The sequence below is a fragment of the Peribacillus sp. genome (assembly GCF_059453735.1).
On the sequence record NZ_JAZVJO010000525.1, the window covers coordinates 1 to 16,207 of the forward strand.

13 protein-coding genes are annotated in these 16,207 nt (G+C 39.7%); 1 reads left to right on the forward strand and 12 read right to left on the reverse strand.

All coding sequences use genetic code 11. From position 1 onward, the window contains the following. The 3 genes from AC52RT_RS17415 to AC52RT_RS17425 all read right to left on the reverse strand — a co-directional run. The coding region (locus AC52RT_RS17415) for a cell division protein FtsZ (protein WP_495541916.1) at positions 1–436 on the reverse strand (436 nt) is incomplete at its 3' end. A 38-nt stretch (positions 437–474) separates the two neighbouring features. Next, positions 475–1,773: a cell division protein FtsA gene (gene ftsA, locus AC52RT_RS17420; RefSeq protein ID WP_495541917.1), complete on the reverse strand. Its 1,299-nt coding sequence runs from the start codon at positions 1,771–1,773 to the stop codon at positions 475–477. 567 nt (positions 1,774–2,340) lie between these two features. Beyond that, positions 2,341–3,132 (reverse strand): cell division protein FtsQ/DivIB, encoded by a 792-nt coding sequence (locus AC52RT_RS17425; RefSeq protein WP_495541918.1) that lies wholly within the window; start codon positions 3,130–3,132, stop codon positions 2,341–2,343. A 14-nt stretch (positions 3,133–3,146) separates the two neighbouring features. On the opposite strand from AC52RT_RS17425, the gene AC52RT_RS17430 reads away from it, so the two are divergent. Beyond that, the gene (locus tag AC52RT_RS17430) at positions 3,147–3,281 is read left to right on the forward strand and encodes a hypothetical protein (RefSeq protein ID WP_495541919.1); all 135 of its coding nucleotides are present in this window, start codon (positions 3,147–3,149) and stop codon (positions 3,279–3,281) included. Positions 3,282–4,135: 854 nt separating this feature from the next. Here AC52RT_RS17430 and spoVE read toward each other — a convergent pair. The 9 genes from spoVE to mraZ form a co-directional block, all read right to left on the reverse strand. After that, a complete protein-coding gene (spoVE, locus tag AC52RT_RS17435; protein ID WP_495541920.1) occupies positions 4,136–5,239 on the reverse strand; it encodes a stage V sporulation protein E in 1,104 nt (367 codons plus the stop codon). A gap of 140 nt (positions 5,240–5,379) precedes the next feature. Then, entirely contained in the window at positions 5,380–6,732 is a 1,353-nt protein-coding gene (murD, locus tag AC52RT_RS17440; protein ID WP_495541921.1) for a UDP-N-acetylmuramoyl-L-alanine--D-glutamate ligase, read from the reverse strand. After that, a complete protein-coding gene (gene mraY, locus AC52RT_RS17445; RefSeq protein WP_495541922.1) occupies positions 6,733–7,710 on the reverse strand; it encodes a phospho-N-acetylmuramoyl-pentapeptide-transferase in 978 nt (325 codons plus the stop codon). Positions 7,711–7,824: 114 nt separating this feature from the next. Continuing rightward, positions 7,825–9,300 (reverse strand): UDP-N-acetylmuramoyl-L-alanyl-D-glutamate--2,6-diaminopimelate ligase, encoded by a 1,476-nt coding sequence (locus AC52RT_RS17450; protein ID WP_495541928.1) that lies wholly within the window; start codon positions 9,298–9,300, stop codon positions 7,825–7,827. 166 nt (positions 9,301–9,466) lie between these two features. Further along, complete coding sequence (locus AC52RT_RS17455; RefSeq protein ID WP_495541923.1) at positions 9,467–11,389, reverse strand: stage V sporulation protein D; 1,923 nt, start codon at positions 11,387–11,389, stop codon at positions 9,467–9,469. Positions 11,390–11,547: 158 nt separating this feature from the next. Beyond that, positions 11,548–13,734 carry a penicillin-binding protein gene (locus AC52RT_RS17460; protein WP_495541924.1) on the reverse strand — a complete coding sequence of 729 codons (2,187 nt, stop codon included), beginning with the start codon at positions 13,732–13,734 and terminating at the stop codon, positions 11,548–11,550. Further along, complete coding sequence (ftsL, locus tag AC52RT_RS17465; protein WP_495541925.1) at positions 13,734–14,084, reverse strand: cell division protein FtsL; 351 nt, start codon at positions 14,082–14,084, stop codon at positions 13,734–13,736. The genes AC52RT_RS17460 and ftsL overlap by 1 nt, the downstream gene beginning before the upstream one ends. Positions 14,085–14,111: 27 nt before the next feature. Next, complete coding sequence (gene rsmH, locus AC52RT_RS17470) at positions 14,112–15,044, reverse strand: 16S rRNA (cytosine(1402)-N(4))-methyltransferase RsmH (RefSeq protein ID WP_495541926.1); 933 nt, start codon at positions 15,042–15,044, stop codon at positions 14,112–14,114. A 47-nt stretch (positions 15,045–15,091) separates the two neighbouring features. Further along, positions 15,092–15,523 (reverse strand): division/cell wall cluster transcriptional repressor MraZ, encoded by a 432-nt coding sequence (gene mraZ / locus AC52RT_RS17475; protein ID WP_495541927.1) that lies wholly within the window; start codon positions 15,521–15,523, stop codon positions 15,092–15,094. Positions 15,524–16,207 lie beyond the last annotated feature (684 nt).

The window sequence follows — 16,207 nt, forward strand, 5'->3', positions numbered from 1 at the left end:
TTTCCATACGTTTTTTACCTTCAAAAGCAAAAGGTTTAGTAACCACACCAACAGTTAAAGCACCGATTTCTTTAGCAATCTGTGCAATGACAGGTGCAGCACCTGTTCCGGTTCCGCCCCCCATACCTGCAGTAACGAATACCATATCCGACCCTCTTAAAGCCTCTTCAATTTGTTCTTTGCTTTCTTCTGCAGCCTTTTTCCCAACTTCCGGATTTGCACCTGCTCCTAATCCACGAGTCAGCTTGCCGCCTATTTGCATCTTAATTTCAGCTTTTGATAGATTAAGTGCTTGAGCATCAGTGTTAACAGAAATAAACTCTACTCCCTGAACACCATGTTCAATCATTCGGTTTACCGCGTTGTTTCCTCCGCCGCCAACCCCTATTACTTTTATAGTTGCTAATGAATCTAAATTAGAATCAAACTCTAACATGTTAATCCTCCTATTTGGCAGTAATCCAATTTTCGTATCTATTCAAAAAAGTAACCCATGATTTTTTTGAATTTGGATTCACCTTTTTCCACCGGTTTTTTCTCTGAACGTTCTTTTACTTGTTGATTTTGTTTTTGTGTTGAGCGCTGCTCATTTTTTTCTTTAACAGAACCTGCAGCTACTGGGGTTTTTGTATGACTGTTCACTGCTCTTGCTTTTTTGCAAGCATGCTTAATTAGACCTACAGCTGTAGTGTATTGTGGTTCACGAACTCCGATATAATTCGGTTCTGCTGCTCTTACTCTATTTTGGAACACATACTGGGCAAGCTCTAAAACACCCGGCATTTTAACTACTCCACCGGTAAGAACAAAACCACCTGGAATATCCTCGAAACCGAGTCTATGCAGCTCGTCCAAGACCATTTCAAATATCTCGGTCATTCTCGCTTCAATAATATCGGAGAGCATCAGCTGGTTGCACGGCTGCTGTTGGTCACTCCCGATAATTGGAATATTAAATACATCTTCTTCAGAAGCATCATCATAAAAAGCATGACCATGCTTAATTTTAATTTTCTCTGCTTCATCAGTTGAAGTACGCAGAACAATTGATAAATCCTTCGTCAGTGTTTCACCACCGATTGGTATAACTAAGGAATGTTTTAAATATCCTTGTTCAAAAACAGCAAGTGTAGTTGAACCTCCGCCAATATCCAGAAGCGCTACCCCTAGTTCTTTCTCATCTTTTGATAATACCAACGATCCGGCAGCCAGCGGCTGCAGCGCTATATCAGTAATTTCAAGACCTGCTTTTTCTACACAGCGTAATGTATTATGTAAGATCGTGCGTAAACCGGTGATTAAGATTCCTCTCATTTCGAGACGGACACCAATCATGCCTCTTGGATCATTGATTTCATCTAATTCATCCACTTTATAATAGATAGGAAGCACATCAATGATTTCCCGATCGGACGGAATGGTAATGAGCTCTGCTGCTTCACGTACACGCTGCACATCATTTTGTGTGATTTCTTTATTTTCGCTCGATACAGCTACTACACCATGGCATGGCTGAAGCGTGACGTGATTTCCGCTGATACCGACGACCACTTTGCTTATTTCCATTCCAATCATTCTCTCTGCCTGTTCCACTGCACGTTGAATGGATTGGACAGTTTCATCTATATCGACAATCGAACCTTTTTTTAACCCATCCGATTTAACGTTTCCTACACCGATTATATTTAGTGTTTCGTTGACCATTTCCCCAATGATTACTTTCACACTGGATGTACCGATGTCAAGACTTACGTATATTTCATTGCTGTTCACTCCATGGCACCTCCTTCAAAATTAACACTCTTACCTGGTTGAACGATTATTCTATTAATACTAATGTACCCACATAAACTTTATTGGCAAACTAATTTAACAAGAGGCAAGGAAAGGCCGATTTATACAAGCTTCACATATATTTGGTCATACGTTTATTATATAAGCGGTATACTTCTTTACTCAATTCGCCATTCATTTCTAATTTCCTTTAAATTTTAAATATTTTTTTGGTTTATTTCCAAATGATTAGTCAGCTTTCTGTTATGTAACGACTTTAACTGTCATCAAATCCCAAAATGCAAGTTAAATATAAGTCTACACCAAGAAAGACACCTAGCAAAGCTAAAGTTTAGGCAGAGATGTAAAAAATTGCTTTATTTGACTGCCGGCTCAAGCCGGCTTATGTTCTCCTAAACTCTAAATATCGGAAATTGAAATAAAAATGCAGATAAATCCTGCTGATAACCTCAGACACTACTCTAGATACTATTGAAAAAGATGTCAAAGAAAAATATCGATTATGGATAAATAGTTCGTTTTTCCAGCCGATTTTCAGTTGATAATTTATTGCTTCGTGTCTTTTTCTTTTTTATCCTCTACAGGCTCGTATGCTTTAAAAAACGACCCGACTTCGAGGTCGATCACCCCTTTTACATCGGGATCAAGCTGACCAACGATTGAAGGATAATGAACGAGCTTTTCTGACAGTGTTCTTGTTGTGGCACTAACCTCGAATCCATCATTCATAAACATAGTTACATGGTATTTATCAGTTTTGGTAGGCTCAGAATAGATTTCAGAAATAGAATTAAGAACGGCTTCCGGCAAAGCTTTTAATTGTTCTAGAAGCAGATTTAATGCTTCCCCTTCTTGATAGCCAAGCAATACAGGAGCATAAACGGGAATCTCTCCTTTATGGAGTTTATCCAGAATTTTCCCATTCTCCATAATTGGATAAAACCGATCAGCTTTTACTAAATAAGCCATACGATTATGTTCTTTTACATCTATAACGATTGTGTTCGGCAATTTAACCTTCACTTTTACACTTTTAATTTCCGGCAGTGTCTTTACATTAGCAATCGTTTCTTTTTTGTCCACGTTCCAAACGCTTGCGTCCTTACTCAGCTTACTTGCTTTACTAATTTGAGCGGATGAGAGATACCGATTTCCTTCGACCTCAACTGATCGAATATGACTTAAAGGCGAAAGGAAATATAGGATACAAGCAATCAGAATAAAAAACACCAAGAGTAACATTGTTAAGCGTCGATTAGCCTTTCTTTTCCTTACTTCTTTCAGTTTTGGGATGCGGTCCTCTATTGAGACAATCTTTCCGTTCTCCAATTTGTACACCTCTTCCCGAATAAATGAAGCGTACGGGCCTGATGGTACTGAAGCAGCAACAGTCCAACCGCAGGCCTGTTCACCGGTTTAACTCATTAACAGCCAATAATCAACTTCTGACTCCAGCTGCATACCTTACGGCTGAATTAAGGTCATAACATCCTCTGCGCTTTCAAATCCGTCATACGCTACAATTCCTTAATCAGATACAAGTAATTTTACTATTTTTTACTAAACCTTTATATGGTTTAGGACGAGTTCAGTTCTGTTAAAAGGAAAATGCCCAGGATAATTCATGACACGCTGATTGACATTTCAAAACAAGATTTCTAAGATGAATTAACTACTGGTTGAGTAAAGATAAAGTATTGCACTGTCTGGTTTTACCCTCTTCTACTATAGTCTAAACAGCCCTTTAATGCCAACATTTCCATCGCAAAAATCACGAAAGAATCTAAGCATCAGCACGAAATATTTCCTTTCAATTGTGTACAATCAATGTAAGCGTTCTTGTTTTATTCATCTTTGCCGAACCCTATAACAATCTGTCGTCTGCCTTTCGGCTTCATGCTTATTATCGGTTTACCAGCCAGCTTATTACACTTTTTTTTAAAAAGGCTGCAAATATGGGGTTTGGAATGAGTTCTTTTCAAATTTATGCTTATTCGTACGAATAGATCCAAGTGGAGATATGTTTCGTTCTGATTTGTCCGATCAAATAGGTCTGTATCTTTAAAATGGCGCTCTATTATCGCCTCAAAGTGTGTATGTGAATCTATTTTTAAACAGTCCGAATTTTACATCCAGTTTACGTTTAGAAAGACTGTTGATTGTAGTGGAAGGCGCGTAGACTCCTGCGGAAACAGCGGGACAGGTGAGACCCCGCAGGAACGTTAGCATTGATACGGCTCGCCGCCCGCCCGCGGAAAGCGAAGAGCCTGAAACGGAAATCAATTGCCCACATAAAACAAAAAAGAGGGAGACTCAAGAAAAAATTGAGTCTCCCTCTTTTTTAATATCTAGAATATCTACTGATATTTAACAAGACACCGATGGCAATTAACATAAGTGTTAGGGATGATCCTCCATAACTTAAAAATGGAAGGGTGATTCCTGTTACCGGCATCAATCCAATGACTACGCCAATATTAATCATGACTTGAATGGCAACCATCGCAATAATCCCAACTGCAATCAAACTTCCATATAAATCTGGTGCACCGAGTGCAATCCTGATTCCCCGCCATAATAACAGTGCAAATAATAGAATGACCAATGATCCGCCAATAAAACCAAGTTCCTCAGACAATATCGCAAATATAAAATCGGTCTGTGGTTCTGGGAGATAGAAAAACTTTTGACGACTTTGGCCTAACCCAAGACCGAACAGTCCGCCTGGTCCAATTGCGTAAAGTGACTGGATAATTTGAAAGCCGCTCCCAAGCGGATCTTCCCAAGGATCAAGGAATGAGGTAATCCGTTTCATTCGATAGGGAGCGGATAGTATAAGTCCGACAAACCCTGCCACACCAATTAGACCTAATAGAACGAAATGACTGACCCTTGCTCCCGAAATAAATATCATGACAATACATGTCCCAATCATAACCGTGCCTGTACCAAGGTCCGGCTGGAGCATAATTAATCCAAAAGCTAAAAAGACCATTCCAAGCGAAGGGAGCAGACCTTTTTTAAATGACGTGATGAGCTTTTGCCGTTCAGACAGAAACTTTGCCAGAAAAGCAATCATAGCCAGTTTCATAAATTCTGAAGGCTGGATGCTAAAGGCTCCAACTCCAATCCAGCTTCGCGAACCATTCCTAGCCATACCTATTCCTGGTACTAAAACAATAACCAAGAGTACAAAACACACGATAATAATCACCTTAGACCATGTTCTCCAGGTCCAATAATCAACATTCATAATAAAAAACATTGCGATGACTCCAACAAACGCGAACAGCATCTGCCTTTTAACAAAATAAAAGGAATCACCATCAAATTTATAGGTGGCCCAAATGGCGCTCGCGCTGTATACCATAATTAAACCGATGGCCAAAAGACTTAGAGTAACGATAATTAATACTAAATCGGGATTGGATTTTTTTAATGGCAAAACGAAACACCTCATGGAAGATATTAGAGTGTCCGTTATGGGATCACAAAAGCATATCCAAAGAAAAAAGCGATAAAACTATTTTTATCGCTTTTTTTCTTAGCTGCTGCTTTTATTACGTCCATTTTGAAGGACAGCCCTTATTTCAGTTTATGCACTGCTTCCACAAACATGTCACCACGTACCTCAAAACTTTTATATTGGTCCCAGCTGGCACATGCCGGAGAAAGCAGAATACAATCACCTTCGGCCGAGATGCCAAATGCTTCTGGCACGGCCTTTTCTACATTATCGACACGTTTAATGATTGTTATTCCTGCTTCTCTCGCAACACGTTCAATTTTTTCTGCTGTTTCGCCAAACGTAATCACCGCTTTAACATGCCCTAGATAGGGCTTCAGTTCATCAAACTCATTGCCGCGGTCCAAGCCTCCCGCTAGCAAGATGACTGGTTCTGAGAAAGCAGAGAGCGCTTTGCTGGCTGCCAGAATATTAGTAGCCTTAGAATCATTGTAAAATCTGCGTTCATTTATTGCAGTCACATATTGCAGTCGGTGCTGAACACCATGAAACGTCGCCAAAACCTCTTGTATCACTTCATTGGATGTTCCTTTCAACTTAGCGGCCGCAACAGCTGCTAAGATGTTTTCCTGATTATGCTGTCCAGGCAGAACAATTGCTGAAAGGTCTACAATTTTCTCTCCGCGGAAATATACTGCTTCAGCTTCTATGTACGCTCCATTTTCATGTTTCGTATTTGTAGAAAAAGGTACTAGTTCAGCGAGCGTTTCTGCAGCCATCTGTCTTGTTTCTTCTTGATCTGCATTGTAAATAAAGTAATCTGATTTCGACTGATTAGCCGTAATTGCGGCTTTCGCATCAATATACTCCTGTTTTGAACTATGGTAGTCCAAATGAGCATCATAAATATTTGTGACAATCGCTATTTCTGGTTTAAATTCGTCGATACCCATTAACTGGAAGGAAGATAATTCTATGACTATGTTGTCATCTTCTTCAGCTTTCTCAGCAACACCTGATGCTACAGTCCCTATATTTCCTGCAATCAGGGGACGCTTGCCGCCTCTTTCTAACATTTCAAAGATTAAGGTTGTCGTCGTCGTCTTCCCGTTTGTACCTGTAATCCCCACAAACGGAGCTTTACTGACCTGATACGCTAGTTCAACTTCTGTAATAACAGGAATACCTTTATCAATTGCTCCTTTTATCAAAGGATTCCTATATGGGATACCTGGATTTTTAACAATTAGTTCAAAGCCTTCATCCAAAAGCTCAATTGGATGGCTGCCACATACTACTTTAATTCCCTGTTCAAGCAGTTCCTGTGCCTCCGGGTTTTCTGAAAGAGGTTTCATATCATTTACCGTCACAAATGCACCTAACTTATGCAATAAGGATGCAGCGGTAACCCCGCTTTTAGCTAAACCTAATACAAGAATTTTCTTTCGTAAATAATTTGTTGTCTCTTTCATTTATACCCACACCTCTAAGTAAATTCCTAATACGGCTAATAGTAAACCAACACTCCAAAATGTTGTAACCACTCTCCATTCTGACCATCCAGTTAATTCATAATGATGGTGCAGCGGGCTCATTTTAAATATCCGTTTTCCTCTAGTTTTAAATGAAGCTACCTGCAGAATAACAGAAAGTGTTTCTATTACAAACACACCGCCGATAATAATTAGAACCAGCTCTGTCTTAGTGAGGAGTGCAATCGTTGCAATAGCACCACCAAGAGCTAAAGATCCAGTGTCACCCATAAATACTTTTGCTGGATGTGCATTAAATACTAAGAAACCAAGAACAGAGCCAACTACAGCAACAGAAAAAATGGCTACGTCATATTGAGAAAGGTTCCAAGCCAGAACCGCGAACGCACCAAACGCAATAGCAGATGTACCTGAAACTAGTCCATCAAGTCCGTCGGTTAAGTTAACTGCATTTGAGAATCCAACCAGCCAAAAAATAACAATAATCATATAAAACCATCCGGTATCAAAGGCAATATCTGTTCCTGGAATAGATATCGCTGAATTAAATGTTTCGCTGGTCCGATAAATAAAATAAAAAATAACGGAAATAACAATTTGACCAATCAGCTTTTGTATGGACGTTAATCCTAAATTTCGTTTCATTACTACTTTAATAAAGTCATCTAAAAATCCGAGTAATCCAAAGCCAAGCATGACAAATAATAATAAATAGACCTCAACAGAAGGCTCAGAAAACTTATACGTCATAATCAAGGTCGCCAATGTAACCGACAAAAGAATAACAAGGCCGCCCATTGTTGGCGTTCCTGATTTTTTTTGATGTGATTTTGGTCCCTCAACACGTATACTCTGACCAAATTTAAGTCTTCTTAAAAATGGGATAAAGATCGGAGAAAGTAAAACTGTGATTAAAAACCCTGTCAATATTGTGTAAAAAATAACCTGTTCTAGCATGACCTTGTTCCCTCATTCCTGGCACACAAATGCATTTGTTTGTTACCATTTTTTTCATTTCATCATATGTTATAGTTTTATATTTAGAAGACTTTTTTCAGCCGCGATCGTATTTTATGGCTTTTCTGTACGATACTTCTCGATCAATTCCTTGGCCACTGCACGATCATCAAAATCAAGGACTTCACTGCCGACGATTTGATATGTTTCATGGCCCTTACCAGCAATCACGACCACATCCCCAGCTGAAGCCTTAGAAACGGCATACTCAATCGCTTTTTTTCTGTCTGGAATTACTTGATACAATTTATCTGTAACCCCTTCTTCCATATCGGCTAAAATCTGATTAGGATCTTCACTTCTTGGATTGTCTGAGGTAAAGATAGCGTCAGTAGCATATTCACACGCTATTTGTGCCATAAGTGGCCGTTTTGTTTTATCTCGATCGCCTCCGCAGCCTGCAATCACAAAAATTTTCTTTTTGGCAAACTCTCCTACCGTTTTTAAAACGTTTTCCAGACTGTCTGGAGTATGCGCATAATCCACAATTACCAGATAATCCTGATTGCCTTGCACCAGTTCGAATCGACCAGAAACTCCTTCTACCGCTTCAATTGAAGCAATAATTTGGTCAAGATCTATTCCTGAACACAAAGCAGCTCCCATTGAGGCTAAGACATTATAAACACTAAATTTCCCAACCAACTGAAGTTTCATTGACTTCGTTGTATTCTGGTAAACAAGTGTCAATTCTGTCCCCTTCGAAGTGATGACGATATCCTTCGCTGTCAAGTCAGCCGCATGCTCAATTCCATATGTAAATACGTTTGCAGCGGTGACTTTAATAAAGTCCTCGGTCGCTTCGTCATCCGCATTTAAAACAGCAAATTTTGGACGACCGGGTAAATAGGCATTACCTAGCTGGGAGAATAACAGCGATTTTGCAAATTTATAACGTTCCATCGTTTTATGAAAGTCCAGATGATCTTGAGTTAGATTCGTAAAAACAGCGATATCATAATCGCAGCCATGGACGCGGCCAAGTTCCAAGGCATGTGAGGATACCTCCATAATCGCTGTCTCAACATCTGCCTTAACCATTTTATTGAAATGCTGCTGCAGTGTAATACTATCTGGAGTCGTATTTTTTGTTTCTAGAATTTCATCAGCAATTTTTGTATACATCGTACCGATTAATCCAGTTTTCTGCTTTTGATCATTAAAGATCTTTTCCAGGATATGACTTGTCGTTGTCTTGCCATTTGTGCCAGTAATCCCGATTAAACGTAACCCTTGCGTTGGATGATCATAAAAAGCGTCAGCAAGAACCGCCATCGCACGTTGTGTGTCTCGAACAACAATCACGGGAACCGTAAGATCTAAATTCCTTTCTGCAAGAACTGCCTGTGCCCCTTGTTCTACAGCAGCTTGAGCAAAATCATGACCATCTACTGTATATCCTTTCACACAAACAAATAAACTTCCCTGACTGACTTTACGATTATCATGTTCAATCGAGGTAATTTCGGGGTTTCCCCCTTCAAACAATGATTGTGTTTTTAAATGTGCTAATAACGTTTGAAGCTTCATCATTTTTTCCTTCCCTCTTAAACCTATTTTGAGTCATTCATTATAAAGGACCATATTCATTCTGTCGAGAAAAGAGACTAATACCAAAAAAAGCCAAGCTCGGTCCAGCTCCGTAAAGAAAGCGGCTGATTTCTCCAGCCGCTTTAACTCAAATCCTATTTTATACTTATTCTTGGCTTTCGCCAAGATATAATCTTATTGTTGAGCCTTCTTTCACCTTAACTCCGGCTTCAGGTGATTGTTTTACCACTTTTTCACCTTCGCCTGCTACGTCAATTTTCAGTTCCACCTGTTGAGTTTGAAGATCTTTAATCGTCATACCTACAACATCCGGCACTTCAATCATGACTGGGTCGAGCCAATTCTTTTCTTTTTCGATTTGATCCTTGCGGGGCTTAACTCCCATTGCCCGTAAAGCATCCTCCATGATATTACCAACGATAGGTGCAGCAACTACTCCTCCAAATTGCACAGTGTCTTTTGGATTATCCACCGCAATATAGACTACAAGTTCTGGCTTATCGGCAGGAGCGAATCCAATAAATGAGACGATATGATTATTTTCTAAATAACGTCCATTTTCCGCCTTTTGCGCAGTACCCGTTTTACCGCCGACACGATAGGATTCTACAAACGCTCCCTTCCCGCTTCCTTTAGCAACAACGGATTCAAGTGCATTTCGAACTTGCTTAGATGTTTCCTCTGAAATAACTCTTCGTTTCGCTTCAGGGGTCTTTTTCATAATCGTTTCACCCGATTGTGAATCAACAAGTTCACTAGCAATATATGGCGTATAAAGAATTCCCCCATTTACCGCTGCTGATACAGCTGCAACCTGTTGAATAGGTGTAACCGACACACCTTGCCCAAATGAAGTGGTTGCTTGTTCAACAGGACCTACTTTATCCATATTAAACATGATTCCCGTTCCTTCACCTTGCAGATCTATTCCTGTTTTCTTCCCAAAACCAAAATCACTGATATATTGAAAGAGTTTATCTTTACCAAGCCGGGTACCAAGTTCAACAAAGCCTGGATTGCATGAATTTTCAACAACCTCTAAGAAGGTTTGCGAGCCATGTCCCCCGCTTTTCCAACAATGAAGAGTGGCTCCAGCTACCTTCACATGGCCGGAATCATAGAAATGATCATGAAGAAGATTAACTTTCTTTTCTTCAAGCGCTGCGGCTAGTGTAATAATTTTGAATGTTGAACCAGGCTCGTAACCGCTCCAAACCGGCAAATTTCGATTATACACTTCCGGTGGAACATCTTGGAATTTAGCAGGGTCAAAGGTTGGCCGGCTGGACATAGCCAAAACTTCACCATTATTAGGATTCATGGCAATGGCTATAACACCATCTGGATTATACTGCGCCTCTGCATTATCCAATTCACGTTCTACGATTGTTTGAATCTTACTGTCTATCGTTAATTTTAATTGATCCCCATCTACAGGTGCTTTATAATCATCTGCAATGTTTTCCATCCTGCTTCCCTTTGCATCGGAATAAAATTTCACATATCCTCGCTGTCCGCTCAATTCTTTATCATACGATAATTCAATCCCCATTAGACCTTGATTATCTGAACCGGCAAATCCCAGGACATGTGACAAGTATTCACCAAACGGATAATGACGTTTGGAATCTTCTGCAATATAAACCCCCTTTAACCCGAGAGCCTTTATTTCTTTTGCTTTTTCATGGGAAATTTTTCGACCTTCAGGAAGACGGACACTCATTTCCTTCTTTGTAATCCATTTGTATGCCTTTTCTTTTGACATATCTAGAATAGTTGCCAGTTTTTCTGCTGTTTCTCCCGCATTTACCACTTGTCTTGGAATGACGTATACAGTAGGGGCCGATATATTAGTTGCAAGCTTAACCCCGTTCTTATCCAAGATTTCTCCTCGCTTTGGCTCAAATGGAATATCACGGCTCCATGAATCTTTTGCCAATCCCGTTAACTTATTTCCCAGGTAAAATTGAACGACCCCCAGCCGGATATCAATAATCAAGAAAATTACTAATCCCGCGACCAGCACAAATGCAAGCCGTTTCCTTACCGTAACATTAGAAACACGCAAAACCGAGCACCTCCCTTTATGCTTGTACATATATATGTTTCCATAGAATAAAAAAGTACAAATTATAGAAAGGTCGTTATCAAGTACTGGTTCCGAGTTTTCCTATAAAAAACAAAATAGGCTGTCGATTTCTCGACAGCCTCAAAAAACTTAGAACGTTAATCCGAAACTTCATCTTCAGCCTTTTCCTCAGACTGTTTCTTTGACTGCTTTGTCAATTGAGAAGGATGCTTCAATTCGACGATGCAATACTCACCTTTTTTTATAACTTTTCCTACTTTAAGATTTTGTTTACTCACATACCCGCTGCCAGCTGTGTTAAGCTGCAATCCTGCAAGATTGGCAAACTTCATCACATCTCTTAATGACCATCCTGTCATATCAGGTGCTATCATGTTTCCATCTGTTCGGAGAATCACTTTCTCACCTTCAAGTAAAGTGGTGCCTGCCTTTGGAGATTGTTCAACAATTGTCGTACCTTTGCCTAATAGTACCGGCTCATTTCCAGCCTTTTTTAAACTAGCAGCAACAGTTGATACATGTTGACCTTTATAATCTTCAAGTTTTCCAGCGTCCTGACTTTTGATGTTTGTAGGCTTAATGTTTAAATATTGCAGACTATTTTTCATCACAGGGTTAAAGATAGCTGATAAGGCATCTGCCCCAGCTTTCCCTTCTTTAAGCTGTGGTTGTTTGACTGCTACATATATGACTAGTTCCGGATCATCTTTCGGAGCCATTCCAATAAAGGAATAAATATAATCCGATGCTCCTCGAACAATTTTACCGCCTTCACTATATTGGGCGGTCCCTGTTTTTCCGGCCACTTCGTATCCATCAATTTTGTATTTTTTTCCTGTTGCATGTTTGCCAGTAATAACAGTTCCTAAATATTCACGAACCTTTTTCGCTGTTTCAGCAGATATTGGTTGACCGGCAGCTGACGGCTTTGTAGTTTTGGTGTTTTTGCCCGTATTGCCATCCGTAATTTCTTTGATCACATACGGCTTCATCATCTTGCCGTCATTAGCAATCGCAGACGCTGCTTGTATCTGCTGAACCGGTGTTATGGCTGTTGCCTGCCCCATTGCTGTCGAAGCTTTATCACGTTTATATTTATACTGGATGATTCCTGCAGTTTCAAAAGGCAGATCAATTCCAGTTGGTTTTTCAAAACCAAATTTTGTTAGGTATTCTCTATACTTGTCAGCACCTAATTTATCCATAGCAATCGTAGCAATCCCTACATTAGATGAGCGTTGAATACCATCTAAGAAAGTAATTCTCTTCCCAGCTGGAATTCCGCTGTGATCTTTAATCGCTGTAGTGCCTGGGACCTTATATGAACCAGTAACAAAGGTATCATTTGGATTAAAGGCTCCCTCTTCGACAGCCGCTGCTAAGGTAAATGCTTTCATCGTAGACCCCGGCTCAAATGACTCCTCTATCGCAAGGTTATGCCAAGTATCCGTTAACCCTTCCTTTGTTTTAGGATGAAATGTCGGCCGCTGACCCATAGCTAGTATTTCACCTGTTTTTGGGTTTGAAACAATTGCAATAATTTCAGAAGGATTATACTCCTCTTGAACTTTACTCATGGAATCTTCAAGGAAAGTCTGGATTTTCTTATCTAGTGTTAAAGAAACCTTGCTGCCGTTTTTCGGTGCTGTTACACTTTCCTTACTGTTTGGTAATAACAATCCCCAACGGTCGCTTTCAAACTTCACTTCACCATTTGTTTCTGTCATCTCTTCATTTAGATATTTTTCAATACCGAGTTTACCCACGGTTTCGTTTGTATCAGGATCTTTTTCTACATAACCGATTAAATGGGAAGAAAATACACCATTCGGGTAAAAGCGTTTACTGTCTCGAATGAATGTAATTCCTGGCAGCTTCAATTTTTCGATTTTTAACTTAACCGAATTGGAAAGATCACGACCTGCAGTTCCAAATTCAACTTGATAGGGAGTCCCGCTTGCCGTTTTCTTTGTTAAAATTTTATAAATTTCTTCTTCAGTTAAATCAATATACTTGGAAAGCTCTGCAGCCGTTTTTTCCGGGTCTTCAACATGGGATGCATCTTTATCAAGAATCGCGATCAGTGAGTAAGATGCTGTATCTTCTGCAATTACCTCACCATTACGGTCTACAATACTGCCTCGCTGTGCTTCAATAGTCCGTTTTTTTTCATACTTCTTCTCCATTTTGGCAGCCAATACCTCACCGCCTGCTTGACCTGTTACTTCAATGTATAAAAAACGGGAGACTAAAGCAAAAAAGAGCAGCACGAATAGTAAAAACAATCCCACTGCCCCGTATTTCATATTTTTTTGCTTTTGCATTATTCCTGAACACCCTTTACGTTTTTCTCATTTAGTGTAAAGCCCATCTCTTCGGCCTTTTGCCAAATTCGCTCGTATGTACTAAGCTCGTCCACCGTAATTTTTAAATCATTATTAATTTTTGTTTGTTCTTCAATCGAGGCTTCCGCAAGTTGAATATCTTTATTTGTATGGTAGATTGCCGCTTGATTTGAGACAACCTTTACACTCATAAAGGCAATAGCAGCAGCAAGAATACAAAGCAGCATTACTTCACCGAACGAGATTTTAGCTTTACGAATTACAACTGTTTGAACGGACTGCTGCTGTATCTCCTGCTGTTCCTGTATTTTTTTTGCACTCGAGCTCATGATTATTCCCCCTAAATTACGATAATTTTATTTATTTTTTTCGGCAATTCTAAGCTTGGCCGATCTGGATCGATTATTGTTTTCCAGTTCTTCCTCTGATGGAAGAATCGGCTTTCTCACCACTAATTTTAAGAGTGGTTTGAATTCTTCAGGAATGATTGGTAATCCGGGAGGTAATTCTGGAAGATCACTATGTTGTTTAAACACACTTTTACAAATCCGATCTTCTAAAGAATGAAACGTAATAACTGAAATTCTTCCACCAGGCTTCAATAGAGAAATAGCCTGCTTAAGTGAATCCTCGAATACACCTAATTCATCGTTGACGGCAATACGGATTGCTTGGAAAATTCGCTTAGCTGGATGTCCGCCCTTTCGTCTCGCAGGAGCTGGAATACCATCTTTAATTAATTCTACAAGTTCAAAAGTCGTTTCAATGGGTTTGATCTCTCTAGCCGCTTCAATTTTTCGGGCTATTTGTTTAGAAAATTTCTCTTCACCATATCGGGTGAATATGCGCCAAAGATCCTGGAATGACCAGTCGTTAACTACATCGTAAGCTGAAATTTGTGCATCTTGATTCATACGCATATCAAGAGGAGCATCATAGTTATAGCTGAAACCGCGCTCTGGTGTATCTAATTGCGGAGAAGAAACACCGAGATCATATAAAATTCCATCAACTTGTTCAATCCCACGGCTGTGAAGTTCTTCTTCAATGTTTTTGAAATTATTCTGAATGAACGTTACTTGGCCGCTATAACGGCTTAATTTTTCTTTCGCATGCTTTATAGCTGTTTCATCCTGATCAAAAGCAAATAGCCGCCCGTCTGTAAGCTGTGACAATAAATATTCACTATGCCCAGCGCCTCCAAGCGTGCAATCTACATATATCCCATCCGGCTTGATATCCAATCCGTCAACAGTTTCTTTAAGTAATACAGTTGTATGCTGAAACATGTAATACATCCTTCCAATCGATTAATGATGTTGATTCTGCCGCCAATCTAAATATCGAAACCAATCATGTTTTCGGCGATTTCAGCGAACGAATCTTCTGAGGTTGAAAAATAGTCTTCCCAAAGGGACTTGCTCCAAATCTCAATTCGATTGGAAACTCCAAGAATGACACATTCTTTTTCTAGTTGTCCATATGAAGTGAGCGGTGAAGGGATATTTATTCTTCCTTGTTTATCCACTTCACATTCTGTCGCTCCCGAAAAGAAAAATCGGGTAAAAGAACGGGCATCTTTTTTAGTTAAGGGTAATGCTTTCAGTTTTTCTTCAAGCAGTTTCCATTCATCAAGCGGATAACCAAATAAACATCGATCAAGACCACGTGTCAAGACGAATTCTTCGCCGAGACTTTCCCTAAATTTCACGGGAACGATAAGACGGCCTTTGCTATCAATGTTATGATGGTACTCGCCCATGAACATACCTATTACCCCCACTTTCTAAAATCAATGTACCACATTCCCCCACTTTTCTCCACTTGTTTTAATTATTCGGGATAAAGAAAGTAATTCCTGCTTTGTCTATATTTTATTATTTATTCATTTATCACTATATCCATATGAGAATTCGCCTGATTATTTATTCTCAAACCTAACTTCCAAGCTGATACTAATCATTTACTCACAGACTCAGGAATCATTTCATTCCCAACTTTTTTGAACACATTTCATGAAAATTATTCTGCTTATCAAAGTAGCTCATAACCTCAAATCGTGGAACTCCCTTCTTTTCCTGATTTCTCGGATTAGTTTTTTGGGATAAGCACGTTTTCCTTTTGGAGGCTGGATTCCACGTCCAGATTAACTTTAGTAAGATAGTTGATGGGAGTGTTGGCACGAAGACTCCTGCGGGAACAGCTGGACAGGTGAGACCCTGCAGGAGCGTTAGCATTGATGAGGCTCACCCCCGCCCGTGGAAAGCGAAGTGCCTGGAATGAAAATCAACTGCCTACTGTAGAATCCATTGTACGAAACGTATCAGAGGTGAAGCTGTTCTAGATAGCACATGTAACATTTGTTCACCAGATTTTACTTCCAGATTAAATCTAGAATGACATTTGATTGGAGTGTTGGCGCGAAGACTCCTGCGGGAGCAGCGGGACAGTT

Coding starts and splice junctions, on each gene's coding strand:
- murD (WP_495541921.1), bottom strand. CDS start 6,732: ATGAAAGAGACAACAAATTATTTACGAAAGAAAATTCTTGTATTAGGT.
- mraZ (WP_495541927.1), bottom strand. CDS start 15,523: ATGTTCATGGGCGAGTACCATCATAACATTGATAGCAAAGGCCGTCTT.
- AC52RT_RS17450 (WP_495541928.1), bottom strand. CDS start 9,300: ATGAAGCTTCAAACGTTATTAGCACATTTAAAAACACAATCATTGTTT.
- mraY (WP_495541922.1), bottom strand. CDS start 7,710: ATGCTAGAACAGGTTATTTTTTACACAATATTGACAGGGTTTTTAATC.
- AC52RT_RS17460 (WP_495541924.1), bottom strand. CDS start 13,734: ATGCAAAAGCAAAAAAATATGAAATACGGGGCAGTGGGATTGTTTTTA.
- rsmH (WP_495541926.1), bottom strand. CDS start 15,044: ATGTTTCAGCATACAACTGTATTACTTAAAGAAACTGTTGACGGATTG.
- AC52RT_RS17430 (WP_495541919.1), top strand. CDS start 3,147: ATGAAGCGTACGGGCCTGATGGTACTGAAGCAGCAACAGTCCAACCGC.
- ftsL (WP_495541925.1), bottom strand. CDS start 14,084: ATGAGCTCGAGTGCAAAAAAAATACAGGAACAGCAGGAGATACAGCAG.